A 26,497-nucleotide genomic window follows, 5' to 3' on the forward strand; every position below is an offset into this window, starting at 1 on the left:
TTCAGGACGCGGCGTGTTCTGCGTTGAGGGCAGGTCGGCTCCGAGCCAGGGCACGGGTGAGCAGTGGACCGCGTTAGAGTTAAGAGCGTGTGAGAACGCACCGGAGCCGCAGATCGCAAGTATCAGAAGGAGGCGCGATGGGACTTCTGGAGACCATCCACAGCCCACAAGACCTCACCAGGTTGTCCGGACAGCAGCTTTCCCGTCTGGCCGCGGAGATCCGGGCCTTCCTGATCCGGACCGTCTCACGAACGGGCGGCCACCTTGGTCCCAATCTTGGCGTCGTCGAGCTGACCATCGGCATCCATCGGGTGTTCGACTCGCCACGCGACAGCATCGTCTTTGACACCGGTCACCAGTCCTACGTTCACAAGCTCCTCACCGGCCGGCAGGATTTCGACTCACTCAGGCAACAGGGTGGTCTGTCGGGCTACCCCTCGCGCGCTGAATCAGTGCACGACGTCGTCGAAAGCTCGCATGCCTCGTCCTCCCTTTCATGGGCGGACGGCATCTCCCGTGCACGCCTTCTGAACGGGGAAGAGGACCGTACCGCCGTCGTCCTCATTGGTGACGGCGCGCTCACGGGCGGCATGGCCTGGGAAGCAATCAACAATATTGCTGCAGACAAGCGGCGCCGGGTGGTCATCGTCGTCAATGACAACGGGCGCTCCTACGCTCCGACGATCGGCGGTGTAGCGGACTATCTGGCGTCCCTGCGTCCCACTCTCGATTCCGTCCGCACCCACCGCGTGTATGAGGGAACCCTCGACTGGTGGAAGCGGAAGCTCCAAAACGGTGGACCGGTTGGCCGCTTTGCCTACAAGAGCCTGCACGCCACCAAGAAGGGCGTGAAGGACTGGTGGGCGCCGCAGGGACTGTTCGAAGACCTCGGCATGAAGTACATCGGTCCTATCAACGGCCACGACCTGGCGGCGGTGGAGCATGCGCTGACGCATGCCAAGAACTACGGCGGCCCGGTCATCGTCCATGCGATCACAGAGAAGGGGCACGGCTACGCTCCCGCTCGTGCCGACGAAGCAGATCAGTTCCACGCCGTCGGCATCATCGACCCCGAGACCGGTGAGCCGATCGGTGCTGCGGGCGCCCAATCGTGGACATCCGTCTTCGCCGAGGAGATCGCGGACATCGCCGATGAGCGCAAAGACATCGTCGGGATCACCGGCGCGATGCTCATTCCGGTGGGACTGCACAAGTTCGCTGCGAAGCACCCGGACCGCGTGTTCGACGTCGGCATCGCGGAACAGCATGCGCTCACCAGTGCTGCGGGCATGGCGTTCGGTGGTCTTCACCCGGTGGTGGCGCTGTACGCGACGTTCCTGAACCGTGCCTTCGACCAGCTCCTCATGGACGTCGCCCTTCACAAGGCAGGCGTGACCATCGTGCTGGACCGCTCCGGCGTGACAGGGCCTGACGGGGCCAGCCATCACGGCATGTGGGATCTCTCGATGCTCCAGATCGTCCCGGGTCTGCATCTGGCGGCACCGCGCGATGCCACCCGACTCCGTGAAGAGCTGCGCGAAGCCGTAGCCATCAGCGACGCGCCGTCGGTGGTGCGCTATTCCAAGGGCAACGTTGGAGCGGAAGTCGAGGCCATTGAGCGTCTCGAGGACGGCGTGGACGTCCTGTGCCGCCGGCCTGCAGGATCCCGGCACAACGATGTGCTGCTTGTCAGCGTGGGTGCCATGAGTGAATTGGCGCTTGATGTTTCGAACCGGCTGGGAGCGCAGGGCATCAGCTCCACGGTGATCGACCCCCGGTGGGTATTGCCTGTGGCCGCCTCAGTGATTTCCATGGCCGCGGACCACCGGATTGTCGTCGTTATCGAGGATGGAGTGCGCGCCGGAGGGGTAGGCTCGCGGATCCGTCAGGAAATGCGCTCGGCGGGGGTCGATACAGCGCTCAACGAGGTGGGCCTGCCGGTGGAGTTCCTTGACCACGGTTCGCGCAGCGAAGTGATGGAGCGGGTCGGACTCACCGCACGGAAGGTAGCACAGGACGTCGTCGAGCAGGTTCTTGGTACCAAGGTCCCGGTTGCCCGTCCGCTTCCCGGTGAGGTTCCCTCGGCCACGGGGCAGTTGCCTCAGCTCTGACCCACTGTGGGCGTGCCTTTCAGCCCAGGAATGCCTGGGAGAAACTGAAGAACACCGAGGCTGCTGCCGCCACCAGGAGAAGCACGGTGAGCGGCCATGCCCATTCGGCGAGGAATTGACGCAGGCCGGCGGGCGCGGGAAGGTCCCCGCAGATCACGTTGCGCGCCGTCAGCAGGACAGTGAGCACGATCATCACTGCCCAGACCACCATGCAGTACAGGCACAGGATATGGATCTCGAAGAGCGCCTGGCTCCACAGCCAGACGACGAACAGGAAGCCCAGGCCCACGCCGACCTGCAGTCCGCGCCAGTACCAGCGGGCCGGACGCGCACCGGAAAACAGGACCATCGCCGTCGTCAGAATGACGGTGAACGCCGCGATGCCGATCAGCGGGTTCGGGAACCCGAACAGTGCCGCCTGCCAGGTGCGGAAGACCTCTCCGCATGAGACGAAGGGGCTGATGTCGCAGGAGGTGACGTAGTTCGGGTCCTCGTAAAGGGCAAGCCGTTCAAGGACCAGCTGGCCCGAAGCCAGGAACCCGATGAACCCGCACACTGCGAATAGCCAGGCCACACCACGGTCAGAGGCGAAAGCCGGTATGCCACCGCCCTGCAAGCCGTTCACGCCCGTTGGGGCATCCCGGGCGTCGTCTTCCATGCACCCCTCCTGTGGTCATCCACCAGCGAGTCTAACCGGCGCTACAACGCCTTATGACGGGCATGTGAGACAATGAAGGTGGCTGGCGCAGGAACCACATTCCGGTGCCGGTCCAGTGACAGGCTTCCGGTTCTGCCGGCGACGCTCCTGCGGATTTTGGCACTTCATGGTGAACCCCGCAGAATCCGCCGGGCAGAACCCGCGCTGGTTTCAGCGATCGGGCAGGAAAAGCGCCACTGGTCTTCGAGTGATGCCGCGCCCCATGGTTGGCGCGACCTCGGATGACACAATAACGACTTCCGGGTGGCGCGTGCACCAACGCCGCGGACACCCGACCAAGCGCCTCGGGGCGCCGGAATGTGGACGGCGTTCCCGAGGGTGGAGCACAGCCAAATATGGATACAAACGCATCAGATACCTCAGAGGTCCTGACGGATGCAGTTGAGCACGTTGCACCGGAGCGCAAGGCGCCGCGTACGCGCCGGAAGAAGAACGACGACGACGTAGCCGAGCGTTCGGACGCGTCGCCGGCTGCCGCGGGAGACCCCGAGAACGCCCCGCAGCCTGCCCGCCGGCGCGCGCCGCGCCGCGCCGCAGCGTCCGAACTCACCTTGCCGGAGTCCCCATCCCAGCCGCCGTCGATCGGTGCCGAGCCGGACGCGGTACAGGCCGGAAGCCCCGCTGCCGAGGCGGGCGAAGCCGTCAGCGGCGAGGAGGGTGAAGGCGTTCCGGAAGAGCGGAAGCCCGTCCGCGCACGTCGGACCCGCAAGACAGCCCCTGCCGAGAGCCCTGAGCAGCAGTCATCTGAGGAGCCCGCTCCGGAGGAAGCAGCCGCTGAGCGACCGGTACGCCGCCGTCGTGCCAGCACCAAGGCCGCAGTCACCGAGGGCGCTGGAGCTGACGACGTCAGTGTCGCGGTGGAAACGTCCGAACCCGCGTCCGGCGACTCGGCAGACGAGCCGGCGTCGGAGCAGGCATCCCGGCCCCCGCGGTCAACCCGTTCGCGGAGCCGCCGGGCGACGGGCGGCACCGAGGCCACGGCTGATGTGGCGCAAGCTGACACAGCGCCCCAGACCGCAGAGGCAGGCAGCGCAGCCGCTGAGGAACCGAAGGCCGGGACTCCCGATTCCGGGACCGAGCCGGCCGCTACCGCGCCGCACGCCGCCGCGTCTCCAGGGACTGACGGCGGAGCACCCGTCGCTGAAGCTGCCCCTCGCGCCCTGGATCCCTTCGCGGTTCCCGACTCACCGGTCTCCTTGCTGTTCCACGCACCGGACCTCACCGCCGTCGTGCCGCGGAATCAGCCGAAGACAGTCACACCCGAAGACACCGAAGATGACACCGAGGGTGACGACGACGGCCGCGGACGTCGTCGGAACCGGCGCAGCCGGAGCCGCAGCCGGGCTGTCGAAGGTGAGGCATCAGAGTCCGAGTCACGGAGCCAGGGGCCGGCAGAGTCCAGCGAGGAGAGCGAGTCGGTCACCTCCCGTCGTCGTCGTCGCCGTCGCCGCGGGGACGAAGACCTCGAACTGACCGGTGGATCGGACGATGACCCGCCCAACACCATCACGCGGGTGCGCGCGCCGCGGCAGAGCCAGGAAGCGCCGTCGGACCGCGTCACGAGCGTCAAGGGTTCCACACGACTGGAAGCCAAGAAGCAGCGCCGTCGTGAATCCCGCGATTCGGGCCGGCGCCGCCACGTGATCACCGAAGCGGAGTTCCTAGCGCGCCGCGAGTCCGTTGACCGCCAGATGGTGGTCCGCCAGAGCGATGACAGGATCCAGATCGCGGTCATGGAGGACGGCGTTCTTGCCGAGCACTTCGTGTCCAAGACCCAGCAGGATTCCCTGATCGGGAACGTCTACCTCGGCAAGGTCCAGAACGTCCTTCCCAGCATGGAGGCAGCGTTCATCGACATCGGACGCGGACGTAACGCCGTGCTGTATGCCGGAGAGGTCAACTGGGATGCAGCGGGCCTGGACGGACAGCCGCGCCGTATTGAACTGGCGCTGAAGTCAGGCGACTCGGTGCTGGTGCAGGTCACGAAGGACCCCGTGGGCCACAAGGGCGCGCGGCTGACCAGCCAGATTTCCCTGCCGGGCCGCTATCTGGTCTACGTGCCCGGCGGCTCCATGACCGGCATATCCCGCAAGTTGCCCGACGTGGAGCGCAACCGCCTCAAGCGGATCCTCAAGGACCGGTTGCCTGAGAATGCCGGCGTCATCGTGCGGACCGCCGCCGAGGGCGCCAGCGAAGAGGAACTGACCCACGACATCAACCGCCTCCGCTCGCAGTGGGAGACCATCGAGGGCAAGGCATCGTCCACCAAGACGCTGGCACCGGAACTCCTCTACGGAGAGCCGGATCTCACCATCAAGGTGGTGCGTGATGTGTTCAACGAGGACTTCTCCAAGCTGATCGTCTCCGGGGAAGAGGCGTGGGACACCATCGAGGCGTACGTGATGTACGTAGCGCCGGACCTCGTCGGCAGGCTCGAGAAGTGGACCCAGGACGAGGACATCTTCGCTGCCCGGCGCATCGACGAGCAGATCCACAAGGCACTGGAACGCAAGGTCTTCCTGCCTTCGGGCGGTTCGCTGGTCATCGACCGGACCGAAGCCATGACGGTTGTCGACGTCAATACGGGGAAGTTCACCGGTAGCGGCGGCAACCTTGAGGAAACCGTCACGAAGAACAACCTGGAAGCGGCCGAGGAAGTGGTCCGGCAGCTCCGGCTCCGCGACATCGGCGGCATCATCGTCATCGACTTCATCGACATGGTGCTCGAGGCGAACCGCGACCTCGTGCTGCGCCGCCTCGTGGAGTGCCTGGGCCGTGACCGGACCAAACATCAGGTTGCTGAAGTCACCTCCCTCGGCCTCGTGCAAATGACCCGCAAGCGCATGGGAACCGGTCTGCTTGAAGTGTTCGGCGAGAACTGCGAGCACTGCGGCGGACGCGGCGTCGTCACCCACGACGAGCCGGTCGAGCACCGCAGGCACGCCGTATCAACGGAGAACCACCAGCAGCACCTGCGGCAGGAAAAGATGTCCCGCAGCGAACGCAAGCGCCGCGCCAAAACCCAACAGGTCGAGGAGCACGTTCCCGCCCCCGAGCAGAAGACTGACGACGCCGAGCGTCAGGCGCGCGCCGAGGCCGCACGGGCAGCTCTCGCGAACATCGCTGCGGCGACTCACGCTGCGCATGAACACGACCACGACCACGATCACGAGGAGGCGGCAGCCGAAGCGCCGTCGTCGGGCCCTGTGCTGACGATCAACGGCGAGAAGGTGACGCTGCCGCGTGCGGAGAATGGGCCGGTCGTTCCCCGACCGGAGCCGGAGCTGACCCTCGAGAGCCTGACGGAAGCATTCAACCGCTTCCCGGCGGCCAGCGAGACCGAGCCTGATCCGGAACCCGCCTTCCGGGAGCGGAGCGGACAGACACCGGCTCGCAGCGTGACCGTTGAGCCCGCGCCGGAGATCTCACGTCCAGAGCCGGTGAAGCGCGAAACTCCCGCAGTGGACGCGGGTGCAGCGCCGACATCCGGTCGCCGCAACCGGAGGCATCGGGCCGCCAGCAGCGCGCAGGGCTCCGCCGTCAACGCAACTATCGAGCGCGCCGGCGAAGCGACGGCCGCCCCGTCGGGCGGAGCGCAGTACGTGGCGCGGGCCGAGAAACCCGCAGCCAAGCCGGAGAAGTCGGACGAGCCGATGATCCTGGGTGTCGGAGTGCCTGCCTCCGAGCTCTAGGTTCCGACACTTTCAGCGAACACGCCGTTCCCTTCCCCGAAGGGAGCGGCGTGTTCTGTTGTGAGGGTCAGCTTCTGTGACACGGCGCCTGAGCCCGAAACCAGACGGCCGGTCCGGGCAGGGGTAAGGTGGGACGAAGTGACACGCGGTGCCCGGTCCGGGCTGAGATAAGACGCGTTGAACCTGATCTAGAGATGGCCGCCGACACGCGGTCCTTGGCCTAGCGGAGGGATGTCGCGAATGAGTATTCGCACGCTCATGGAGCACACAGAATCATCAACCTACCCAGCACAGACGCGGACAATTCCGCGTGTCCTGAGTATTGCGGGTACCGACCCGACCGGGGGAGCGGGCATCCAGGCCGATCTGAAGAGCATCGGCGCGCAGGGCGGGTACGGCATGGCCGTGGTGACCTCCCTCGTTGCGCAGAACACCAGGGGAGTGCGGGCTGTCCACACGCCGCCGGCAGCTTTCCTTGCTGAGCAGTTGACCGCCGTCAGTGACGACGTGGTCATTGATGCGGTCAAGATCGGCATGTTGGGCGACGTGGAAACCATCCGGACGGTAGCCGGGTGGCTGCCCCGTGCGTCAGCTGCCGTCGTCGTGCTTGATCCGGTCATGGTGGCAACCAGCGGTGACAGGCTTCTGGCAACCGACGCCGAGGATGAACTGCGCGCGCTGATTCCGCTCGCCGATCTTGTGACACCGAACCTGCCCGAACTCGCCGTGTTGGTGGGTGAGCCGGTTGCCGAGACCTGGGAAGCTGCTCTGGAGCAGGGGCAGCGCCTCGCGGCGTCAACGGGAACGTCCGTTCTGGTCAAGGGCGGCCATCTCAAGGACCTCAGGGATGGAGGAGACACCGGGGAGGGAAATCGGGCGTGCCCGGATGCGTTCATCGACGCGTCCGACGGTGCCGGGACGGTGACGGAGGTCAGCGGCGCCAGGATCGCCACCCGCAACACGCACGGCACCGGATGCTCGCTCTCGGCTGCCCTCGCTACCGTCCAGGTGCGTACGCGCGACTGGCACGAGTCGCTGGTGATCGTCAAGAAGTGGCTGAGGGGCGCGCTGGAACGTGCCGACGAGCTGCAGGTGGGGGAGGGCAACGGTCCCATCCACCATTTCCATGAGTTCGAGCCGAGGCTCGGGGACAGGCCGCTCGTGGAACGTCCATTCAGCGAACAGGTCTGGGAGCTCACTGCCGGACACCGCAGCGCCATCGAGGCGCTCGGATTTGTGCAGGACCTGAGTGACGGTACCCTGCCCTCTGAACAGTTTGCCTACTATCTGGCACAGGACGCTCTCTACCTCCGTGAGTACTCACGGGTGCTGTCCAGGGCCAGTGCGCTGGCACCCACCGAGGCGGAGCAGCTGTTCTGGGCACGGTCCGCATTGAATTGCCTCGAGGTGGAGTCCGAGTTGCACCGGACGTGGCTTGCCGGACGAGAACTGACCGACACGCAGGGTCCCGTCACCAAGGCCTACGTCGATCATCTGCTGGCTGCCTCCGCCAATGGCGGGTACGCGGTGCTCGTGGCTGCTGTGTTGCCGTGCTTCTGGCTTTACGCGCATGTCGGCAGCGTTCTGCATGCGCGGTGGAGTGGTTCGAAGTCCGGACACGGGCACCCTTATGCGAGTTGGATGGAAACCTACGCCGATCCCGATTTTGCTGAGGCTACCGGGTGTGCGATTGCCTTCGCCGATGCGGCATTTGCCGGCGCGTCGGCGGGGGACCGAGCCGCTATGGTCGACGCTTTCGTTGCCTCCGCCTGGTACGAGCATGAGTTCTTCGACGCACCGACGCGTGTTGATTTGCGGGATACCGCAAAACTGCCGTAATCTAGATCTTCGGTGCTGCGCCCTTGTATGACTATTTTCGGGGCGTGGTTGTGCCGTGAGTGCACAGGCACCCCTCCGGCTGCGCTGCTAACAGCGTACGGTCCCGGAAACAGTAAGCAAACAGTTTTGATCGTCGAGAGAAGTGAGTTCCCAAGTGGTGTACGCGATTGTCCGCGCAGGCGGCCGCCAAGAAAAGGTTTCCGTGGGAGACCTCGTTACCCTTGACCGCGTCCCCGGTGAGGCCGGCAGCAGCTTCAAGCTGCCTGCTCTCCTTCTGGTCGACGGCGACAAGGTGACTTCAGCAGCACAGGACCTGGCAAAGGTCACTGTCACTGCCGAAATCGTCGAGAATCTTCGGGGCCCGAAGATTGTTATCCAGAAGTTCAAGAACAAGACCGGCTACAAGAAGCGCCAGGGTCACCGTTCAGAGCTCACCAAGGTCAAGATCACGGGCATCGCGTAACCCTCACACGGTTACTCGTTCCTCAGATTCTGTTCGAGAAAAAGGCAGGCATAACAGATGGCACATAAGAAGGGTGCGAGCTCCACTCGCAACGGTCGCGACTCCAACGCCCAGTACCTCGGCGTGAAGCGCTTCGGCGGACAGGTCGTTAAGGCAGGCGAAATCATCGTTCGTCAGCGCGGTACCCATTTCCACCCCGGCGCCAACGTTGGCCGTGGCGGCGATGACACGCTGTTCGCTCTGGAAGCCGGTGCCGTTGAATTCGGTACCCGCCGCGGACGCCGCGTTGTGAACATCGTGGGTGCGGCTGCCGAGTAGTACTCGCAACCGCACACCATAGCAGCGTTTACAAAAGCACTAGGGTGGGGTGAGCCAATCAGGCTCACCCCACCTTCTTTTAAGCCGGATAGACTCGGCACTGATGTGAGATTCTCAAGAGGAGTACACCGTGGCAAGCTTCGTTGACCGCGTAGTTCTGCACGTCTCGGGCGGCACCGGCGGACACGGGTGCGTCTCGGTCAAGCGGGAAAAGTTCAAGCCCCTGGGTGGCCCTGACGGCGGCAACGGCGGGGACGGCGGCGCCGTGATCCTGCGCGTTGACCCGCAGACGACCACTCTTTTGGACTACCACCACGCCCCGCACCGCCACGCTACGAACGGCGGCAACGGCATGGGCGACTGGCGGGAAGGCCGCAGGGGCGAAACCCTTATCCTGCCGGTCCCCGACGGCACTGTGGTCAAGTCCCCCGAGGGCGAGGTGTTGGCTGACCTCGTCGGCCCGGGCGCCGAATTCGTCGCCGCCGCTGGCGGGCAGGGCGGCCTCGGCAACTCCTCGCTGTCGTCGCAGAAGCGGAAGGCTCCCGGGTTCGCATTGCTGGGAATTCCCGGTGACGCACGCGACATCGTGCTCGAGCTCAAATCCATTGCGGACATCGCCCTCGTCGGATTCCCTTCGGCGGGCAAGTCCAGCCTGATTGCCGCCATGTCGGCCGCCCGGCCTAAGATCGCCGACTACCCCTTCACCACGCTGCGCCCCAACCTCGGGGTGGTGCAGGCCGGTGACGTCCGTTTCACCATCGCTGACGTCCCCGGACTCATTGAGGGTGCGAGCGAAGGCAAGGGACTGGGGCATGACTTCCTGCGCCACGTCGAACGTTGCGCCGCACTGGTCCATGTACTGGACTGTGCAGCACTTGAGACGGACCGGGACCCTCTACGCGACTTGGAGATCATCGAGGGCGAACTCGACCGATACGCCGTAGACATGAGCTATGCCGGGCCAGGCGGTGAGGTAGTGCCGCTCAACGAGCGTCCGCGCCTCGTGGCACTGAACAAGGTCGATGTCCCGGACGGCCGTGACATGGCCGAATTCGTTCGCCCTGAACTCGAGTCCCGTGGCTACCGCGTCTTCGAGGTGTCTGCCGCCAGCCACGAAGGACTCCGCCAGCTGGGGTTCGCCATGGCCGAGATTGTCCGCGATGCCCGCGAGAAGCTGGAAACAGCGCCGCCCGTTGTCACGCCCACCGTCCTGCGCCCCCGCGCGGTGAACGAGAAGGGCTTCGTCATCCGGCGCGAAGAGAAGAATCTCGAGCCGCTGTTCCGGGTGCTCGGTGAAAAGCCTGAGCGCTGGGTGAAGCAGACCGACTTCACAAATGACGAAGCGGTTGGCTACCTTGCCGACCGGCTCGCTAAGTTGGGCGTTGAGGAACAGCTCTTCAAGAGTGGAGCCAAGCCGGGGGATACCGTGGTAATCGGGGAAGGCGACGGCGTCGTCTTCGACTGGGAACCAACCATGATGGGTGGCGCTGAGCTGCTGGCCTCGCCCCGCGGTACTGACATCCGCCTTGAGGAGTTCGTTCGTCCCACACGCGAACAGAAGCGTGAGGATTACCAGAGCCGCAAGGACGCGCGTGCTGCTGCGCGGGCCGAGCTTGAGGCTGAAAGGAAGGCCGGCATCTGGACTGAGTCGGTCAACTACAAGCACTCAGGGCCCAAGGTTGCGAACGGCGAGAGCGGACCCGATGGCGGCACGGACAACGACGAAGTGTGACCGCACGGCCCTGTGTTGACCACTGGAGAACCAGACAGAAGGAATAGATGACCGCAAAGCGCCCGCTCAAGACCCGTTCCGGACTGGCGAAAGCCAAGAGAATAGTCGTCAAGGTAGGTTCGTCCTCTCTCACGTCACTCTCCGGAGGACTCTCCGACGAAGCGCTCTACGCTCTTTCCGATGTGCTTGCGGCCCGGCACAACGAGGGTACCGAGGTGATCCTCGTATCCTCGGGCGCAATCGCAGCTGGTCTTGCCCCGCTGGGGCTGGCGCGCAGGCCCAGCCAGTTATCCTCCCAGCAGGCGGCCGCGAGCGTGGGACAGGGCCTCCTGATGGCCCGCTACACCCACGCCTTCGGGGCTCACGGCGTCACCGTCAGTCAGGTGCTGTTGACCCTCGACGACCTCATGCGGCGGAGCCACTACGCCAACGCGCACCGGGCCATGGAACGCTTGTTGAACTTCGGAGTGGTCCCGATCGTGAACGAGAACGACACGGTGGCGAGCTCCGAGATCCGTTTCGGGGACAACGACCGTCTTGCTGCCCTCGTGGCGCACCTGGTTAAAGCCGATGCACTCGTCCTGCTGTCCGATGTCGACTCGCTCTATGACGGTCCGCCCAAGGAAGGCGCGAAGCGCATTGCGGAGGTTCGCGGCCCCGAAGATCTTGAGGGCGTGAGTATCGGACGTACAGGCAAGGCGGGAGTCGGCACAGGCGGCATGGTGACGAAAGTTGAAGCCGCCACCATTGCTGCCTCATCCGGGATCCCCGCCCTCGTCACCTCCACAGCGAATGCAGGCCCTGCACTGGCCGGTGAAGACGTGGGCACCTGGTTCAGCACCAACGGCCGCCGCCAGCCCATCCGGCTGCTGTGGCTTGCCCATCTGGCCCGGATCCAGGGCACGCTGACGCTGGACGACGGCGCGGTCAGGGCTGTGGGGGAGAGACGCCGGTCGCTCCTGCCGGCAGGCATCGTGTCGGTGAGCGGCGAGTTCGAGGCCGGTGACCCGGTGGAAATGGTGGATGGCACCGGCACCGTCATCGCCCGCGGTCTGGTCAACTACAGCTCCTTCGAACTGCCGCGCATGCTTGGCAGGTCCACGCGGGAGCTTTCGCGTGAACTCGGCCGGGAGTATGAACGGTCGGTGGTCCACGTCAACGACCTTGTGGTCCTGAACGCGGTAGCTTCCTCCTGAGCCCGGCTGGGGTTGGGCGGGCGCCCTCGCTAGACTGGAGCAATGACTGACGTGACCACACAGCAGACTGCCCAGCAGGCCATCACCGACCCAGAGAACGGCGACCAGCCGGGAACACCGGTGAACGTCGAGCAGGCTGTGCACGCCATCGCGGATCGCGCCCGGACCGCCTCGCGCGTCATCGCCCGAGCGAACCGATCCCACAAGGACAAGGCACTGAGCGCCATCGGGGAGGCGCTCGTCGCCAATCAGGAAGCCATTCTGCGCGCCAACCGGCAGGACCTGGAAGCGGGCCGCTCGAATGGCACCTCCAATGCACTCCTGGACCGGCTGAGCCTGAGCCAAGAGCGCATTGCCGGCCTCGCTGCCGCCCTCGAGAATCTCGCCGGACTGCCTGACCCCGTTGGCACCATCGAGCGTGGACAGACCCTGCCCAACGGCGTGAGACTGCGGCAGATCCATGTTCCGCTCGGGGTGGTGGCGGCTATCTACGAGGCACGTCCCAACGTCACGGTGGATATCGCGGGACTCGCGCTGAAGAGTGGGAATGCGGTGATCCTCCGAGGCGGTAGTGCGGCCGCGCATACCAACGCTGCGCTGCTGGACATCATCCGTGACGCACTTGACCGAACGGGCCTGCCGGCGGACGCCGTCCAGACTGTGGACGAGTTCGGGCGTGAAGGCGCCAACGTTCTGATGAAGGCACGCGGGCGCGTCGATGTTCTGATTCCGCGCGGCGGCCACGACCTCATCCAGACCGTAGTCCAGAACGCAGCAGTCCCCGTGATCGAGACCGGCGAGGGCAACGTCCACATCTACCTCGACGAGAGCGCCGACGAGGAGATGGCGGTCGACATCCTGCTGAACGCCAAGACCCAGCGTCCCAGCGTCTGCAACACGGTCGAGACCCTTCTGGTCCATAGGGACGCGCAGGCAGCACCCGCAGTGTTGGAGGCGCTGTCCCGCGCCGGCGTGCGCATCCACGCGGACAGCCGCATCCAGGCGATCCTTCCGCAGGGGGTCACGGCAGATACCGCGAACGACGACGACTGGGCGCGTGAGTACATGGACCTGGACATAGCGGTGGCCATGGTGGACACAGTCGATGAAGCACTGGAGCACATTCGGACATGGAGCACGGGGCACACTGAAGCCATCATCACCAACAACCTCACACACTCCGAGCAGTTCATCGCTGGAGTGGATTCCGCGGCGGTCATCGTCAACGCCTCCACGCGTTTCACCGATGGCGGCGAGCTGGGGCTCGGGGCGGAGGTCGGCATTTCCACGCAGAAGATGCACGCTCGCGGCCCGATGGGGTTGCGCGAACTGACCACCACAAAGTGGATCATTCAGGGCGATGGACAGATCCGCCGCTAGAACCGCGTCGCACGGCTGAGCGCGGAACGTTCGGCAGTGGAAGTCGAGCGGTACGCGGTTAGCGCGTAGGATAGTACGGATACTGTACTGAAACTAAGCGCTGACCCGCGCCCAGCCGCCGGGCTGGCCACGTCGTTCTCAAGGGGAGAAGAATGCTGAACCAGATCCTCAATGTTGCGGTGGTAGCAGGCGAGACCGCCGAGCACCACGCCGAGCTTCCCATGCCTGCGATCGCGTATGGCGCCATCATCATGGGGGCACTGCTCCTGCTGATGTTCGTGACCATCTCGTTCACCAGCCTCGGTCACCGCCACGAGGCGGTTGTCGAGCACGCCGATCCGCATCGTCAGCACCCCAACAAGCACGATCACGGCGAGATGTCCCAGCACTGATTTCCTTGACCGTTCCTTCCGCGTCCCCACCCGAGCAGGTGATCCATCCGAGTGCTCTCAGAACCGACGGTTCACGCCGCTGGCGCCTCGGGGTGATGGGCGGAACCTTTGATCCGATCCACCACGGTCACCTGGTTGCGGCAAGCGAAGTAGCAGCGGCGTTCGACCTGGACGAAGTGGTGTTCGTTCCTACCGGCCAGCCGTGGCAGAAGAACGTGAAGGAAGTCAGCCCAGCTGAGCATCGCTACCTGATGACTGTGGTGGCTACAGCGTCGAATCCACGGTTTACGGTGAGCAGGGTCGACATCGACCGGCCCGGCCCCACCTACACCATTGATACGCTGCGTGATCTTCACGCAACACGTCCGGAAGCGGAGCTCTTCTTCATCACGGGTGCTGATGCCATGGCTCAGATCCTGTCCTGGAAGAACGTTGATGAGCTGTGGTCGCTTGCGCACTTTGTCGGGGTGACCCGGCCGGGGCACGAGTTAAGCACGCAGCGGAAGGACGTCAGCCTGATGGAGGTGCCGGCGATGGCAATCTCCTCGACCGACTGCCGCCGAAGGGTCTCTGACGATGAGCCGGTCTGGTATCTGGTTCCGGACGGCGTCGTGCAGTACATCGCCAAGCATGGGCTTTACCGGAAGAACGGACCCAGCACGGGAGCGCCGGTCCAACCTGAAGTGTCCACAACAACATGACAATCACTGGGTGAAGAAGTAATGAGTAACGGTAACGAGTCCGCACAGAGCCGGAGGTCGCTCCGGCAGGCGCGCGCGACTTCTGCCGAGGATCAATCGCCGTCCCACGAAGGATCCGTCGAGACGCACCTGCCCGCGAACCCGCCGGCGCCGCCTTCCGGCAAAACCGCTGAAGCGGGCGTTGCAGTCGCGCCGATCCGCGAGCGCCGCAGCAGACGCGCAGCCGACGCCCCCGTTGACGCTCCGCCGAAACAGCCTTCCACGGAACGGATCTCGCAGGCACGCGCCCGGGATCGCGAGATGCTCCGTAACTACCGTGCGTTGGCGGAGCAGCAGGCTGAGCAGCCCTCGAGCATCCCCACCCGGCGCCAGCTTCGTCTCCAGCAGCAGGCTGCCCGTGAAAAGGCGCTGCAGGCTGATGGGCCAACGACTGCAGCTCAGGCTTCCCAGCTCTCAAACGCCGATCTGGATGAGATGACGGTGGAGCAGGCACTCGCAGCCAGGGAAGCGATCATCAACCAGGCCCAGAACCAGGTCGCGGTGATGGAAGCAGCCGCCAAGGATGACCCTTTCTCCGTGGATCTGGAGATCCTTGCGCAGCAGAAGGCGCTGGCCGAACGGGCCGCAGTGCTCAACACGCGTGCCCAGAAGATCCAGCAGCTGACACAGGAGAACCGCCAGCGTAAGCCGCTGCTGAATGACCCTACGACCGCACACAATCTCTCGATAGTCTCGCCGGTGGAATTCGTACGTGCCGTTCCCGAGAGCCCGGACGCGCCCGCACCGTCGACATCCCACATTCCCGTCGTCACAGCCAGGGATGTCCAGCCAGTCATTACCGCGCCCGCTGTCCCAACCCGGCCGCCGTCGTCCGCTACATCGCCCGACTCCGTCGGACGGTCGCACGTTCTCGCGCAGGCTGAGGCGATGGTGCGTGAGCAGCGCCGTCCCGGGTCCGACGGCGTCACCCCCATCCGTGCGCGCAGCGCCTACGGACTTGAGCCTCTTGACGCCATGACCGCGGGCCTGGCCCGGGTTCAGCGCATGCGGATACTGCAATATTCGGTAGTTGGACTGGGCGCACTCGCGCTCATCACCGGAATCATGATGATTGTCGGCGGCTTCGGCGGCTGACCACACCCTAGGAGATCAGTGAGCGCATCGGAATCGTCCATTGCGATTGCCCGCACCGCAGCACGCGCGGCGACGGACAAGATTGCACAGGACATCGTGGCCATGGATGTGAGTGAACGCCTCGCGATCACTGATGTCTTCCTCGTGGCCTCGGCCCCCAGCGAACGGCAAGTTAACGCAATCGTTGACGGCATCGAAGAGGAACTCGCCAAGCAGGACCTGAAGCCCGTGCGCCGTGAGGGCCGGAGCGAAGGCCGCTGGGTGCTGCTTGACTATGCAGAGGTGGTCATTCACGTCCAGCACCAGGAGGACCGGGTTTTCTACGCCCTCGAACGCCTGTGGGGAGACTGCCCCAAGGTGGACCTTCAGATCGAGGATTCAGGACGGACTGTCTCTGCTGACGGCGCCGCCGAAGACCCTGCTGAAGCTGGTTCCCCGGACGCTGCGCGCGCAGACGTCGAGTGAGTCCGCGGGCCGTAGACAGCGCGGCGGGGGACTCCGCTCCTGAGGGCCGGAGGATCGTCTTCTGGCGCCACGGGAGGACCGAGTGGAATGCCCGCGGGCTCTTCCAGGGGCAGGAGGACATCGCCCTCGACGACCTCGGCAGGCAGCAGGCGACGCAGGCCGCCTACGAGCTGAAGCACTTTTCGCCGTCGCTTATTGTGTCATCGGACCTGGAGCGGGCGCGTGACACCGCTGCGGCCTTGAGCGTCGCCACCGGCGTCTCGTCCGGCACCGACCCACGGTTCCGGGAGACCTACGCCGGGCGCTGGCAAGGATTGGCTTTCGCTGAGATCGGCCGCAGGTTCCCCGAGGATCAGCGGGCGTGGCACGAGGGTGACCCGCGGGTTGCCGCCGGCGGGGGAGAGAGTCGGCTGGAGGTCGGCGAGCGGATGCAGGCAGGAACGCTCGACGCCGTTGCCGCCCTGCAGCCCGGGCAGACTCTCGTTGTGGTCAGCCATGGGGGAGCCATCCGTGCAGGGGTTGCCGCTTTGATGGGCATTCCGCCGGAGTTGTGGGGCTCACTGGCAGGAGTAGCGAACTGTCACTGGTCCGTGCTCGAGGAGTTGAATCCGTCGTTGTCGGATGTCACGCCACGATGGCAATTGACTGAGCACAACGTCGGTCTTGCGTCCATGCCCTCCACACCGCTGGAAGGCTGAAATCCGCGGAGATTCGCCGATTTTGCGGGACCAGAAAAATTGTCTAAACTGGACAAGTTGCTTCGGCCGGTAAGGGCCAGGAAACAAGTTTGGGGCTGTGGCGCAGCTGGTAGCGCACCTGCATGGCATGCAGGGGGTCAGGGGTTCGAGTCCCCTCAGCTCCACCAATGATCCGCTGGAACAAAGGGAGAAGCCCTGTTCCAGCGGATTTCTTTATGTCTGCACCGTGCGCTCTTGGTGCAGCTAAAACTATGGCATGAAGGCGCTCACACATGCTTTGGGGAAGGTGCGGATCATCTCGGGTGAAAAGGCGGGTAGTAGGGCGCGTCGGAGGTTCTTACTTACTTCCATAGGTTGACGTCGAGCTCGGTGCTCCGTCGGGGACTGTCCAGGAGCGCGATTCCTCCGCTATTGCGGTCTCCGACCAGGACGACCCGCAAAAGGGGTAGAGAAAGGGCAAGGTTTTCAGGGGGGTCGTCAGGAGTGCTTGACCAGCGACGCTTCGATATTGATCCTTACCTTGTCGCTGACCAGCACGCCGCCGGTTTCCAGTACCGCGTTCCACGTCAGGCCGAAGTCCTTGCGGCTAATCTCGGCCTCGGCCGAGGCGCCTGCGCGCGTGGCACCGAAAGGGTCCACAGCCACACCGCTGAACTCCACTTCCAGTTCCACCAACCTAGTCACTCCCCTGATAGTTAGATCGCCAGTCAGCGTATAGTCCTCGCCGTCACCTTCTATGGACGTGGCGCGGAATGTCATCTCCGGATATTTCTCCACATCAAAAAATTCCGGTCCCTTCACGTGGGCATCCCGGTTGGCGTCACCGGAATCGAAACTGGAAGTTTTGACCGTGGCGTGCAGCGACGCGTCGGCCAGAGACTCCCCGATCCGGGCCTCGGCGGAAGCCTCGAGGAAGCGGCCGCGTACCTTGCTGATGCCCGCATGCCGGACCGTGAATGCAATCTCACTGTGCGACATGTCAAGAACCCAGACACCTGGAGTTATTCCTTGTGGCAGCGTCACTTTTTGCATCTCCTTATCAGTGAAAACCGGTCAGGATGACCAAGCCCCACACTGCTGCACTCTGAAAGTTTTGTCCAGACGCCACCAGCCGAAAGCCAAGCAGCCAGTTTCAAAACCATCGGCACACTCGAAGTTTTTGGCGCCCTAGGCCTCATTCGCCCGGCGCTGCTGGAAACCGCCAATGACTTCAGTGTGAAGCGCGGTTATGAGGCCGGTGCGAAATCGGTAAGCGTGCTTATCATTGTTTATGGGACTTCGGGAGTAATGGTCCTACATCACCTCTGGGCATCAGGCCGGCGATGTTGGGTTGCTGTCTGACTGATGGACTATGGTGGCAGCCTTTGTGGTGTTTCCCGTCCTGTTCGTGTGGATTCCGTCGGTGATCCGACTGAGTAGTAGTGAAACAGTGAGAAAATTAGGAAGGGAAGATCATGACCAGGGCATCTCGTCTTAACGAACTGGGTGGAGCGGCCGCAACCGGAGCGGCAGCAGGACTTGCCGGAGCAGCAGTAATGGCGGTTGGTGAGAAGCTTGAACAGGCCGTTACCCACCGCCCGAACTCCTATGTGCCCGCTCGGGCGTTATTGGCGCTGCTTGGCAAGCAAACAGGTGATGGCGCTAAGCCTGTGGTGTGGAATCACCTTATGCATTACGCCACGGGTGCGGCTCTTGGTGCGTTGCGGGGGATCTGGGCCGTGACCGGTATCCGCGGGGTGCACGCGAACCTCTGGCACACCGTGATACGCCTCGGATTCGATCAGACCATCGAGAACTCCACTGGTGTCGGCGCGCCGCCGGCGACCTGGCCCGCGGGTGAAAGAGCCGTTGATGTCCTGCACAAAGCAGTGTTCTCGGTAGTGACCGGCGTGGTGGCCGACCGGGTATTACCTCCGAGGCTTTCTTCCACCCGGGGTCGCACCAGCCACTAGCCTTCCTTGCTTGCACTGCGAGAGTTGCCCCCCTGTTAATGGGCCGGAGATGACGGGGTTCGCTGCGGGCCCTTAATCAGTGGAGAGGGTGGATGCTCGAGTAAGCGTTGCACCTGCGCGGCGCTCACCCAGCGACAGTCCACTGATCAGGGCAAGGGTGCGGAAACTACCAACTGGCTCAGCCGACACTTTGTCGCTCGCGATCAGCCAGATAGCTGGCACCAACGTGCTGGTCCTGCACCTGACCTGCCCCGGGCATGAACCCTTTCCAGACTTGACCACGGCTCTCCGCGCCGCATGTAACGCCGCAGCCGAGATGCCCGGCGTACAGATCAAAATCCTCGTTGGAGGCCGCAGCGTCAACCAGCTCATCAAAGGGGAACCTGCGCGGGAGATCGTGGGACGGCCCATATCGACCTATGCGTATGAATACAGCCTGCGGTCAGCCAAGATCGACCCGTCCATCCTCTATGCAGGGGTGATAATCATTCCAGCAGCCGTTCCACACATCGCTGAACGGGTTTGCAGGTACACCTACTGCGGCAGTAACCCCCGAACCCAGGCGCTCCAATACTCTCAGTTATGACCTCCGCCCATCAGTGAGAAAGCTTTCTGTGTTCACTCTCCCCTGAGCACTCGGTGGAGGTGTGTGATGTGGTGGTTGTGTATGGCTGAGGACCTCGGGTGTGTGTTCACATCAGTTGGCTGACAGGTACAGACAGGAGGAGGTGCGCGGCGTAATGTTCAAGGCCCACCATGAGTGGCGTGGTCTGGTCAAGGAGTGAGCGAGTGGGAGGGACAGGGCGTGTCTGCAGGTCGGAAGGTTCTCAAAGTCGTGGCTGGTGCCACCGCTGTTGGCGGATTCGCGGCGGACTGGAATCGGACACATTTGTTCAATCCCAGCTGGCCCCCGCACGCCAGGTTCCATGACGCGCAAACGGTCGCTATGGGGGCGTTGCTGGGGCTGGGTGGTTTATGGGTGTTGAATCGTAAGGGCTCGGCACCACAGCGAGACATCGCAATGGGGGCGCTATTGCCGGCGTTTTTCTGGGCGTCCATGGGCGCGGCGATCGGTTTTCCTGGCACTGGAGGTTTGCAGACCGAGTTTCCTGAGACGGTCCCGCGGGTGCGGGGGGTGTGGATCGACGAACGGTTCGCCAGCGGTGCAATGCTGGGGCTGATCGCTGTGGGTTATTACCTGGACCGGCGCTGGCAAGCTGGCCAGATTCAACGTCCATGGGGGGGCAGGAGCAAGCCCTGTCCCCGTTGCGGCTCCCTCCTTATATTGCCTAAGAGGTCGGTGAATCGTTCATTGGCGCTGCGTCATGAACTTCAGCTGGGGGACTGAGTGACCCGAAACTCTGTCCGGCCAGCCCCACCGAAGCACGCTTTCCGGCATCATCCAGATAACGCACAATTCCGCCGTTTACTCGGTGCTTCAAGGAGGGAAACAAGTGATCTTACGTGTTTCCTGCACCTATCGCAGACCGGCGCTGCACTCTGTATAGATTGACCTTATGAACCCGCTCAGCCAACTGACCCTTCAGCAGCTACGAGAGCGCTCAAGCCTCAAATGGCGTACCTACCCCGCCGATGTCCTGCCGCTGTGGGTCGCGGAGATGGATGTCCCACTGGCACCGCCGGTCCGGGCAGTACTGCAGCAGGCAATCGATCAAGGCGACACCGGATACCCGGCGGGAAACGCCTACGCGGAAGCCTTCAGGACGTTTGCCGTAGAGCGTTGGGGATGGAGGAACGTCGATACCGATCGGATCGCTGTCGTTCCTGACGTCATGATGGGTATCGTCGAGGTCCTCAAGCTGGTGACGGCGCCGGGGGACGCCGTCGTCGTCACACCTCCGGTGTATGCACCATTCTTCGCCTTCACCACACATGCCGACCGGCGCATTGTCGAAGCACCTCTCGGAAGTGATGGACGCCTTGATCTGGGCAATCTCGACGAGGCGTTTCAGGCTGCGCGGGCCGCGTCGGGGCAGCCCGCCTTCCTGCTCAGCAACCCTCACAATCCCACTGGCACGGTCCACACCCGCCAGGAGCTTGAGGAGGTTGCGCAGCTAGCCGGCCGTCACGGGGTGCGGGTCATAGCGGACGAGATCCATGGTCCGCTTGTGCTCGCCGGGGCCAGTTTCACCCCCTATCTGAGCGTTGCGGGGAGCGATGACGCCTTCTCGCTCACCTCCGCATCAAAAGCATGGAACCTAGCGGGATTGAAAGCGGCACTTCTCATCGCAGGACCCGAAGCAACAGCGGACCTTGCCCGGCTGCCGGAAGAGGTAAGTCACGGCCCCAGTCACCTTGGAGTCCTCGCTCACACGGCAGCGTTCAGCGAGGGAGGTGCCTGGCTGGATGAGTTGCTGATGGGCCTGAATGACAACCGCGACCTGCTTGGCAAGCTTGTGGCCGAGCATCTCACGGGAACCGGGCTGCTTCCGTCGGAGGGCACATACCTGGCCTGGCTGGACTTTCGGGAACTGGGGTTCGGTGAATCCGCTCCCCAGGACGACCCTGCGGTTGTTACCGATTTGGCCGGGCCTGCCAGATTCTTCCTCGATCAGGCGCGGGTCGCCCTGAGCTCGGGCCATGTGTTTGGAACGGGTGGCGCCGGTCACGCGCGGCTCAACTTCGCGACGCACCCGGAAATCCTTATCGAGGCAGTTCGGCGCATGGAAAGGGCACTCGCCCAGCGGAGGACAGGTTAGCCGCGGGTGGCATACGCCTTCAGTACGCGGTCCGCCGCGCCGCCGAGGTTCCATTGCTCTGCCAGTTTTTTCAGTGCCACTTCCTGCTCGGCATCAAGCGGCCGGATCCGGGAATCGATCTGGCCCAGGTCCAGATCCCGGACCACGCCGACAACCGTCGGAGCTACAGCCAGATAGTCGGCAGCACTCGTGAGCTTCTGGCGTACCGACGCTGACATGGCGCTTGAGGAGTCTTTGCTCGCGTCGATGATCCCGTCGAGATCGACGAATTCCTTGAGAAGGCTGGCCGCCGTCTTGTCGCCGATGCCGGCAACGCCGGGAAGGCCGTCTGAGGTGTCACCCCGCAACGCAGCGAAGTCGGCGTACTGGCCGGGAAGTACCGAGTACTTACCCACCACCGTCACATCGGTGACTGCTTCGAGCTTGCTCATTCCCCGGGCGGTGTAGAGCACCCGCACGCCGCTGGCGTCGTCGACAAGCTGGAACAGGTCCCGGTCACCGGTGACAATGTCCACCGGCATAGTGGCTTGGCTGGCGAGGCTGCCGATGACATCGTCGGCTTCGTGCCTTGCCGCTCCGATGATCGGCAGACCAAGCGCGGCGAGGGTTTCGCGGATCAGCGGGAGCTGGGCTACCAGGCCCTCCGGCGTCTCCTCGATGTCCGGACCGTCCGGAACCTTCCGGGCAACCCGGTGCTCCTTGTAACTGGGAATGAGCTCTACGCGCCACTGGGGACGCCAGTCATCATCCCAGCAGGCGACCAAGTGTGTCGGCTCATAATCAGTCACCAGGCGGGCGATCATGTCAAGCAACCCTCGAGCGGCGTTTACCGGCATCCCGTTGGCTGCCTTGAGGCTGTCCGGCAACCCATAAAAAGCGCGGAAGTACAGGGACGGTGTATCGAGGAGCATCAGTCGTTCGGCCACTCTCAGATCCTCCCATGGTGCAGTCCCGGAACGACGACGACGGCGCGCCACCGAACCTCACCCAGTCCTCAGAAAATATATCCATTCGATCGATGAAAACCCTTGAAGCTTGGAGCAAGTAGGTCCACACTGGGACCGGACAACCAAAAGCACGAACGGAGCAAGTGCATCATGACTGGACTAATGCGGTGCCGTCAGTGTCAGCGGACGTGGGTAGTCGAGACCAGGACAGCCGAATCAGTCACTTCCGAGAACCACACCTTCCTCAACCCCGGGCACAGGACGGTGACCATCTGGAAGGCTTCCGAGCAGCGCGAGGAAGCGATGGTCTAAGCGGCCCAACCTGGTTGAGCAGCAGAGCGACGCGCTCTTCCCTGTGGCAACGCGGTTTGATCATGCAAGACTGGAGCCATGGCAACCGACCAGGCACCATTCGAGCAGGCACCATCTGACGAAGCCCACGCGGGAGGAGCCGATAGGCGTCCTGAAGACCCGGCATCATCCGCGAGCGGACAGTCCACACCCATACCGCTGCCCCCACCTGGGGCGGAGATCAGGGAACGGACCCACCTCGGTCTGATGATCGGCGATACGTGGCACTCATTGCAGACCCGTATCGCGGAGAAGCGTGGCCGCGTCGAGACCATCATTCCGTACACGGGTTACGGGACCACCACCTGGATCCGTGTTCTCGGTCGCGTGGTTCTCTCCAATCCACGTGATCTCCAGCCGCTTGAGGGCAAGGAGACCATGAAGCCCATCAAGGAAGGGCTCCGTGGATGGCGGAACTTCGTCAGCGCACCGGTGCGCAATGCGGAAGTGACGCTTGAGGTCAACGGAACCACCGCCGTCGTCCATGCGGACAGGGGCGGCGTCATCGACGTCCACATCGATGCCTCGCTCGCACCGGGCTGGCATACCGTCCGCATCAAGTCCGGGGACTCAGTCGTGGCTGACGCTCCCGTGCGGGTCGTCGAGAACGACGTAACGTTCGGCGTCGTATCCGACATAGACGACACCGTCATGGTGACCGCTCTGCCGCGTCCGTTTCTGGCGGCCTGGAACACCTTCGTGCTTGATGAGCATGCGCGTACTCCCACTCCCGGGATGTCCGTCCTGATGGAACGGATCGTCCGGAAGCATCCGGCCGCCCCCGTGCTGTACCTCTCAACGGGCGCTTGGAACGTAGCGCCCGCGCTGACGCGGTTCCTGTCAAGGAACCTGTACCCCGCCGGACCAAAACTCCTTACCGACTGGGGCCCTACCCGCGACCGCTGGTTTCGTAGCGGACAGGAACACAAGCGGTCCTCACTGGAGCGGCTCGCTGAGGAGTTCCCCTCGGTCAAGTGGCTGCTGATCGGTGACGACGGACAGCATGATGAGGCTATCTATGCGGAGTTTGCGCGAAACCACCCGGACAATGTCCGGGCGATCGCCATACGGCAGCTCTCCACAAGCGAAGCCGTACTCGCGGGTGGACGATCGAAGGCCAACCTTGCGGGGTCCACGCCGGGCATTCCGTGGATTTACGCTGGCGACGGTGCCGGCATGTCGGATCAGCTGAGCCGGATGGGAATCATCGACAGTGCGGCCCGTATCGACCCGGAGGACGAGGTCTAGCTCCCCCGTTTCCCGACGTCCGGTACTGCCCCGTCATAGGGTGACTCGGATTCGGCACGAACGGTCAGCAGGATCCGCCGCAGGTCCATACCCAGCGCCGCTGTTGCCTGGATTCGCTCCTCGGCAGCGGCTCCGGAGGAGATTTGCTGCATCAGGTGCTCCACGGCATCTTCAGCGCGCGTCATGGTGGAACCTTCCGGGTCCCACTCATCCAGAGCCTCTGCAGTCCGGGCAATGGCATCGGCAAGGGGCTGAACCAGTGCCGGTGGCAGGGGAGTGGATTCGGGGGTGCGCCAGATGACCCCCGCAAGGACCTCAGTCATGTCCTGAACGTGAAAGGCGATCCGTTCCATCGCCTGTAGCCGCTGGTAGTCCGCGGCGAGATCGCGTTTATAGCGCCGTCGTCGTGGGTTTCCGCGCCTGCTGCTGTCCGCCAACTGCACCGCGGAACGGACCTCCTGGCCCAGATCGGTCAATCGACCCTCGCGTTCGGCCCATTCCTCGTGCTCAGGCGGCCAGGATTCCGTGATGGCCTTGGCCATGTCGGAGAGCTGACGGGCCAGCAGCGCCCGGAAGTCCCGGAGACCGCGTACCGCGCCGTCAAGGTGAAGCGGCGGGAAAATCAGCAGGTTCACCACCAGCCCGACGACCACGCCGACAAGCATTTGAAGGAGGTAGCTGAAGGAGTATTCTTCCGGATCGTTGCCCCCGACCAGCAGTACAAAGATGGCGGCCATTGGAATCCAGTCTCTGCCTGCACCGAATCGAGGGATGCCGGCAACGAGTACGCCCACACCGACGACCATCGCGAGGGAAAGCACGGAAACACTCCCCATGAAGATGATCGGAAGCGCCAGGGCAAACCCCACGGCCAAGCCCAGGAGGGTCTCCATACCCTGCCGCGCTGATCCGGCGATGGTGGGGTACATCGTCGCCACCGCACCGAGCGGAGCGTAGTAGGGATATTGCGCGGCAACTCCGGGGACCCGCACAGCCAGCCACCATGCAACCGCCGCCGCCAGGGCGGTCTTGATGGCCAACAGAAGGCGCTCGTGCATGATGAGGTGCCGGGTACGCTCCCGCAGGTCACCGGAATGGGTCAGCAGGCGTCGCATTCCTTCAGTATGGCAACCGTTTATGAGAGCCCCGTGAGTGCTCCGTGGAGGACTGCTCCACGAAATGTGTCGGGGGTGTCGCAACAATTCTTGAAGGCCCGCGCGGCCGTGCCGTAACGTTCAGGACAAGTTACTTCCGTAACGGGTCAGCGACTCCCAAAGTTGGGAGTGTGGGTGCCCCCATGTGGGCCTGACATTTGTTTCGCAGGAGTTCCCTGCCGCGCGGCCGCGCGGTGATCGGGATTCTGTCCTGCTTCCTTTCCTTATTTCATTCCGGTTCTGCTTTTGCGCATCTTTTGTGCGGGGCGGCAGCCGGATGTCCTAACGACCGAGGATGACGAATGTCACCAGCAAAGTCCGTCCATACCGTGGGTCCGCCGGCTCCCGAGCCGTATCCCGCCCTGTCCTATGAACTCTTTCCGCCGCGCAGCACCAGTGCGGCCGAAACGCTCTGGCGCACCATCCGCGAGCTTGAGCAGACCAGCCCCGACTACGTTTCGGTGACCTACGGTGCCTCAGGCTCCAACCGTGGCACCGCCGTCGAGCTGCTCTCCAAACTCCTGACGGAGACCTCGCTCAAGCCCCTGGCACACCTCACCTGCGTGGGCAACAGCCGCGAGTACCTCCTCGACCTCGTCGATGAACTCATCACCCTCGGTGTACGCGGCATCCTCGCGCTCCGCGGGGACGCTCCCAAAGACCCGACCGTGGAGCCGGGTGATCTGTCCTACGCCAGCGATCTGGTGAAGCTCGTCCGCGAAGCGGAACGCCGCAGGACGGCGCATTTGTGCGCCGGCAGACTCGCCGTCGGCGTCGCCGCATATGCCACCCAGCACCCGGAATCACCAAGCTTCGGCCACGATATCGAGGCGCTGCTCGCCAAACAGGCGGCCGGTGCGGACTTCGCGATCACGCAGGTGTTCTTCTTCCCCGACCACTTCCAGCGATTGGTCTCCGCAGCGCGCCGCGCCGGCGTCGAAATTCCCATCATCCCCGGAGTCATGCCGCTCACCAGCGTGCGCCGGCTGGACCGCCTCAGCGAGCTCGCCGGCATCGAAATGGATCACGAGTTGCGTGAGCGCTTGGCAGCAGCCGACGACGACGCCGCGCGCCGCCGCATCGGCGTCCAGGCGACGGTCGACCTTGCCAACGCAGCGCTCGACGCCGGAGCACCCGGAATCCACCTCTACACCTTCAATGAGCACGCAGCAGCGCTGGACGTGCTCGAGCACCTTGATCTCCGCCGACCCCCCGTTCCGGGTGGGCTCGGACGTACTGCCTGACTGAACCTCAACGCCTGACTGAACCTTCAACGAACGTGAAAA

Annotated in this window: 24 protein-coding genes, 1 tRNA gene and 1 riboswitch; of the genes, 21 read left to right on the forward strand and 4 right to left on the reverse strand. The window is 63.9% G+C overall.

Annotation, left to right across the window (positions count from 1 at the left end; genetic code table 11):
• Positions 1 to 137 precede the first annotated feature (137 nt).
• Entirely contained in the window at positions 138 to 2,111 is a 1,974-nt protein-coding gene (gene dxs / locus M1D74_RS07440; RefSeq protein WP_309071051.1) for a 1-deoxy-D-xylulose-5-phosphate synthase, read from the forward strand.
• Between the two features lie 19 nt (positions 2,112 to 2,130).
• On the opposite strand, the gene M1D74_RS07445 is transcribed toward dxs, so the two are convergent.
• Positions 2,131 to 2,769, reverse strand: a complete 639-nt coding sequence (locus M1D74_RS07445) for a vitamin K epoxide reductase family protein (RefSeq protein WP_309071050.1) — start codon at positions 2,767 to 2,769, stop codon at positions 2,131 to 2,133.
• Between the two features lie 395 nt (positions 2,770 to 3,164).
• On the opposite strand from M1D74_RS07445, the gene M1D74_RS07450 reads away from it, so the two are divergent.
• From M1D74_RS07450 to M1D74_RS07510, 13 genes are all read left to right on the forward strand, one after another.
• Complete coding sequence (locus tag M1D74_RS07450; protein WP_458117013.1) at positions 3,165 to 6,521, forward strand: Rne/Rng family ribonuclease; 3,357 nt, start codon at positions 3,165 to 3,167, stop codon at positions 6,519 to 6,521.
• A gap of 134 nt (positions 6,522 to 6,655) precedes the next feature.
• A riboswitch (TPP riboswitch) is annotated at positions 6,656 to 6,770 on the forward strand.
• Positions 6,762 to 8,360 (forward strand): bifunctional hydroxymethylpyrimidine kinase/phosphomethylpyrimidine kinase, encoded by a 1,599-nt coding sequence (locus M1D74_RS07455; RefSeq protein ID WP_375164392.1) that lies wholly within the window; start codon positions 6,762 to 6,764, stop codon positions 8,358 to 8,360. Its footprint overlaps the riboswitch before it by 9 nt.
• Positions 8,361 to 8,514: 154 nt before the next feature.
• Positions 8,515 to 8,823, forward strand: a complete 309-nt coding sequence (gene rplU / locus M1D74_RS07460; protein ID WP_309071058.1) for a 50S ribosomal protein L21 — start codon at positions 8,515 to 8,517, stop codon at positions 8,821 to 8,823.
• Positions 8,824 to 8,880: 57 nt separating this feature from the next.
• Complete coding sequence (rpmA, locus tag M1D74_RS07465; protein WP_026545518.1) at positions 8,881 to 9,141, forward strand: 50S ribosomal protein L27; 261 nt, start codon at positions 8,881 to 8,883, stop codon at positions 9,139 to 9,141.
• A 130-nt stretch (positions 9,142 to 9,271) separates the two neighbouring features.
• Complete coding sequence (gene obgE / locus M1D74_RS07470) at positions 9,272 to 10,873, forward strand: GTPase ObgE (RefSeq protein ID WP_458117014.1); 1,602 nt, start codon at positions 9,272 to 9,274, stop codon at positions 10,871 to 10,873.
• A gap of 47 nt (positions 10,874 to 10,920) precedes the next feature.
• The gene (gene proB, locus M1D74_RS07475) at positions 10,921 to 12,069 is read left to right on the forward strand and encodes a glutamate 5-kinase (protein WP_309071047.1); all 1,149 of its coding nucleotides are present in this window, start codon (positions 10,921 to 10,923) and stop codon (positions 12,067 to 12,069) included.
• 42 nt (positions 12,070 to 12,111) lie between these two features.
• Positions 12,112 to 13,449, forward strand: coding sequence for a glutamate-5-semialdehyde dehydrogenase (locus M1D74_RS07480; protein ID WP_458117015.1), 1,338 nt, complete (start codon positions 12,112 to 12,114; stop codon positions 13,447 to 13,449).
• 152 nt (positions 13,450 to 13,601) lie between these two features.
• On the forward strand, positions 13,602 to 13,841 hold the full coding sequence (locus tag M1D74_RS07485; protein ID WP_458117016.1) for a hypothetical protein: 240 nt from the start codon (positions 13,602 to 13,604) through the stop codon (positions 13,839 to 13,841).
• A 95-nt stretch (positions 13,842 to 13,936) separates the two neighbouring features.
• Positions 13,937 to 14,542, forward strand: a complete 606-nt coding sequence (gene nadD, locus M1D74_RS07490) for a nicotinate-nucleotide adenylyltransferase (RefSeq protein ID WP_458117157.1) — start codon at positions 13,937 to 13,939, stop codon at positions 14,540 to 14,542.
• Positions 14,543 to 14,563: 21 nt separating this feature from the next.
• On the forward strand, positions 14,564 to 15,676 hold the full coding sequence (locus M1D74_RS07495) for a hypothetical protein (RefSeq protein WP_458117017.1): 1,113 nt from the start codon (positions 14,564 to 14,566) through the stop codon (positions 15,674 to 15,676).
• Between the two features lie 18 nt (positions 15,677 to 15,694).
• Positions 15,695 to 16,141 carry a ribosome silencing factor gene (gene rsfS / locus M1D74_RS07500; protein WP_458117018.1) on the forward strand — a complete coding sequence of 149 codons (447 nt, stop codon included), beginning with the start codon at positions 15,695 to 15,697 and terminating at the stop codon, positions 16,139 to 16,141.
• Positions 16,138 to 16,839 (forward strand): histidine phosphatase family protein, encoded by a 702-nt coding sequence (locus M1D74_RS07505; protein ID WP_458117019.1) that lies wholly within the window; start codon positions 16,138 to 16,140, stop codon positions 16,837 to 16,839. The genes rsfS and M1D74_RS07505 overlap by 4 nt, the downstream gene beginning before the upstream one ends.
• Before the next feature lie 91 nt (positions 16,840 to 16,930).
• A tRNA-Ala gene (locus M1D74_RS07510) sits at positions 16,931 to 17,006 on the forward strand.
• Between the two features lie 310 nt (positions 17,007 to 17,316).
• Here M1D74_RS07510 and M1D74_RS07515 read toward each other — a convergent pair.
• Entirely contained in the window at positions 17,317 to 17,862 is a 546-nt protein-coding gene (locus M1D74_RS07515; RefSeq protein ID WP_309071041.1) for a YceI family protein, read from the reverse strand.
• A gap of 431 nt (positions 17,863 to 18,293) precedes the next feature.
• Here M1D74_RS07515 and M1D74_RS07520 point away from each other — a divergent pair, with 431 nt between their 5' ends.
• From M1D74_RS07520 to M1D74_RS07535, 4 genes are all read left to right on the forward strand, one after another.
• Complete coding sequence (locus M1D74_RS07520) at positions 18,294 to 18,791, forward strand: hypothetical protein (RefSeq protein ID WP_309071040.1); 498 nt, start codon at positions 18,294 to 18,296, stop codon at positions 18,789 to 18,791.
• A 274-nt stretch (positions 18,792 to 19,065) separates the two neighbouring features.
• Entirely contained in the window at positions 19,066 to 19,377 is a 312-nt protein-coding gene (locus M1D74_RS07525) for a hypothetical protein (protein WP_458117020.1), read from the forward strand.
• Positions 19,378 to 19,626: 249 nt separating this feature from the next.
• On the forward strand, positions 19,627 to 20,139 hold the full coding sequence (locus M1D74_RS07530; RefSeq protein ID WP_458117021.1) for a DUF6640 family protein: 513 nt from the start codon (positions 19,627 to 19,629) through the stop codon (positions 20,137 to 20,139).
• A 169-nt stretch (positions 20,140 to 20,308) separates the two neighbouring features.
• Positions 20,309 to 21,511 carry a MalY/PatB family protein gene (locus tag M1D74_RS07535; protein ID WP_458117022.1) on the forward strand — a complete coding sequence of 401 codons (1,203 nt, stop codon included), beginning with the start codon at positions 20,309 to 20,311 and terminating at the stop codon, positions 21,509 to 21,511.
• On the opposite strand, the gene M1D74_RS07540 is transcribed toward M1D74_RS07535, so the two are convergent.
• Positions 21,508 to 22,437 (reverse strand): 5'-3' exonuclease, encoded by a 930-nt coding sequence (locus M1D74_RS07540; RefSeq protein WP_309072570.1) that lies wholly within the window; start codon positions 22,435 to 22,437, stop codon positions 21,508 to 21,510. The two genes, M1D74_RS07535 and M1D74_RS07540, sit on opposite strands and share 4 nt — an antisense overlap.
• Before the next feature lie 171 nt (positions 22,438 to 22,608).
• Between M1D74_RS07540 and M1D74_RS07545 the strand changes: the two genes are divergently transcribed.
• Positions 22,609 to 22,770: a hypothetical protein gene (locus M1D74_RS07545; protein WP_309072569.1), complete on the forward strand. Its 162-nt coding sequence runs from the start codon at positions 22,609 to 22,611 to the stop codon at positions 22,768 to 22,770.
• A gap of 78 nt (positions 22,771 to 22,848) precedes the next feature.
• Complete coding sequence (locus tag M1D74_RS07550; protein ID WP_375164859.1) at positions 22,849 to 24,057, forward strand: App1 family protein; 1,209 nt, start codon at positions 22,849 to 22,851, stop codon at positions 24,055 to 24,057.
• Here the strand turns inward: M1D74_RS07550 and M1D74_RS07555 are convergent.
• Positions 24,054 to 25,172 carry an aromatic acid exporter family protein gene (locus M1D74_RS07555; RefSeq protein ID WP_309072568.1) on the reverse strand — a complete coding sequence of 373 codons (1,119 nt, stop codon included), beginning with the start codon at positions 25,170 to 25,172 and terminating at the stop codon, positions 24,054 to 24,056. The genes M1D74_RS07550 and M1D74_RS07555 overlap by 4 nt on opposite strands.
• A gap of 341 nt (positions 25,173 to 25,513) precedes the next feature.
• Between M1D74_RS07555 and M1D74_RS07560 the strand changes: the two genes are divergently transcribed.
• Positions 25,514 to 26,455, forward strand: coding sequence for a methylenetetrahydrofolate reductase (locus M1D74_RS07560; RefSeq protein ID WP_458117023.1), 942 nt, complete (start codon positions 25,514 to 25,516; stop codon positions 26,453 to 26,455).
• Positions 26,456 to 26,497 lie beyond the last annotated feature (42 nt).

The organism is Arthrobacter sp. D2-10, from assembly GCF_054161285.1.

What these genes read in the sequence shown, in the direction of transcription:
- dxs (WP_309071051.1), top strand. Translation starts at nt 138, where the DNA reads ATGGGACTTCTGGAGACCATCCACAGCCCACAAGACCTCACCAGGTTG.
- M1D74_RS07445 (WP_309071050.1), bottom strand. Translation starts at nt 2,769, where the DNA reads ATGGAAGACGACGCCCGGGATGCCCCAACGGGCGTGAACGGCTTGCAG.
- M1D74_RS07450 (WP_458117013.1), top strand. Translation starts at nt 3,165, where the DNA reads ATGGATACAAACGCATCAGATACCTCAGAGGTCCTGACGGATGCAGTT.
- M1D74_RS07455 (WP_375164392.1), top strand. Translation starts at nt 6,762, where the DNA reads ATGAGTATTCGCACGCTCATGGAGCACACAGAATCATCAACCTACCCA.
- rpmA (WP_026545518.1), top strand. Translation starts at nt 8,881, where the DNA reads ATGGCACATAAGAAGGGTGCGAGCTCCACTCGCAACGGTCGCGACTCC.
- proB (WP_309071047.1), top strand. Translation starts at nt 10,921, where the DNA reads ATGACCGCAAAGCGCCCGCTCAAGACCCGTTCCGGACTGGCGAAAGCC.
- M1D74_RS07480 (WP_458117015.1), top strand. Translation starts at nt 12,112, where the DNA reads ATGACTGACGTGACCACACAGCAGACTGCCCAGCAGGCCATCACCGAC.
- M1D74_RS07485 (WP_458117016.1), top strand. Translation starts at nt 13,602, where the DNA reads ATGCTGAACCAGATCCTCAATGTTGCGGTGGTAGCAGGCGAGACCGCC.
- nadD (WP_458117157.1), top strand. Translation starts at nt 13,937, where the DNA reads ATGGGCGGAACCTTTGATCCGATCCACCACGGTCACCTGGTTGCGGCA.
- M1D74_RS07495 (WP_458117017.1), top strand. Translation starts at nt 14,564, where the DNA reads ATGAGTAACGGTAACGAGTCCGCACAGAGCCGGAGGTCGCTCCGGCAG.
- M1D74_RS07520 (WP_309071040.1), top strand. Translation starts at nt 18,294, where the DNA reads ATGACCAGGGCATCTCGTCTTAACGAACTGGGTGGAGCGGCCGCAACC.
- M1D74_RS07535 (WP_458117022.1), top strand. Translation starts at nt 20,309, where the DNA reads ATGAACCCGCTCAGCCAACTGACCCTTCAGCAGCTACGAGAGCGCTCA.
- M1D74_RS07545 (WP_309072569.1), top strand. Translation starts at nt 22,609, where the DNA reads ATGACTGGACTAATGCGGTGCCGTCAGTGTCAGCGGACGTGGGTAGTC.
- M1D74_RS07550 (WP_375164859.1), top strand. Translation starts at nt 22,849, where the DNA reads ATGGCAACCGACCAGGCACCATTCGAGCAGGCACCATCTGACGAAGCC.
- M1D74_RS07555 (WP_309072568.1), bottom strand. Translation starts at nt 25,172, where the DNA reads ATGCGACGCCTGCTGACCCATTCCGGTGACCTGCGGGAGCGTACCCGG.
- M1D74_RS07560 (WP_458117023.1), top strand. Translation starts at nt 25,514, where the DNA reads ATGTCACCAGCAAAGTCCGTCCATACCGTGGGTCCGCCGGCTCCCGAG.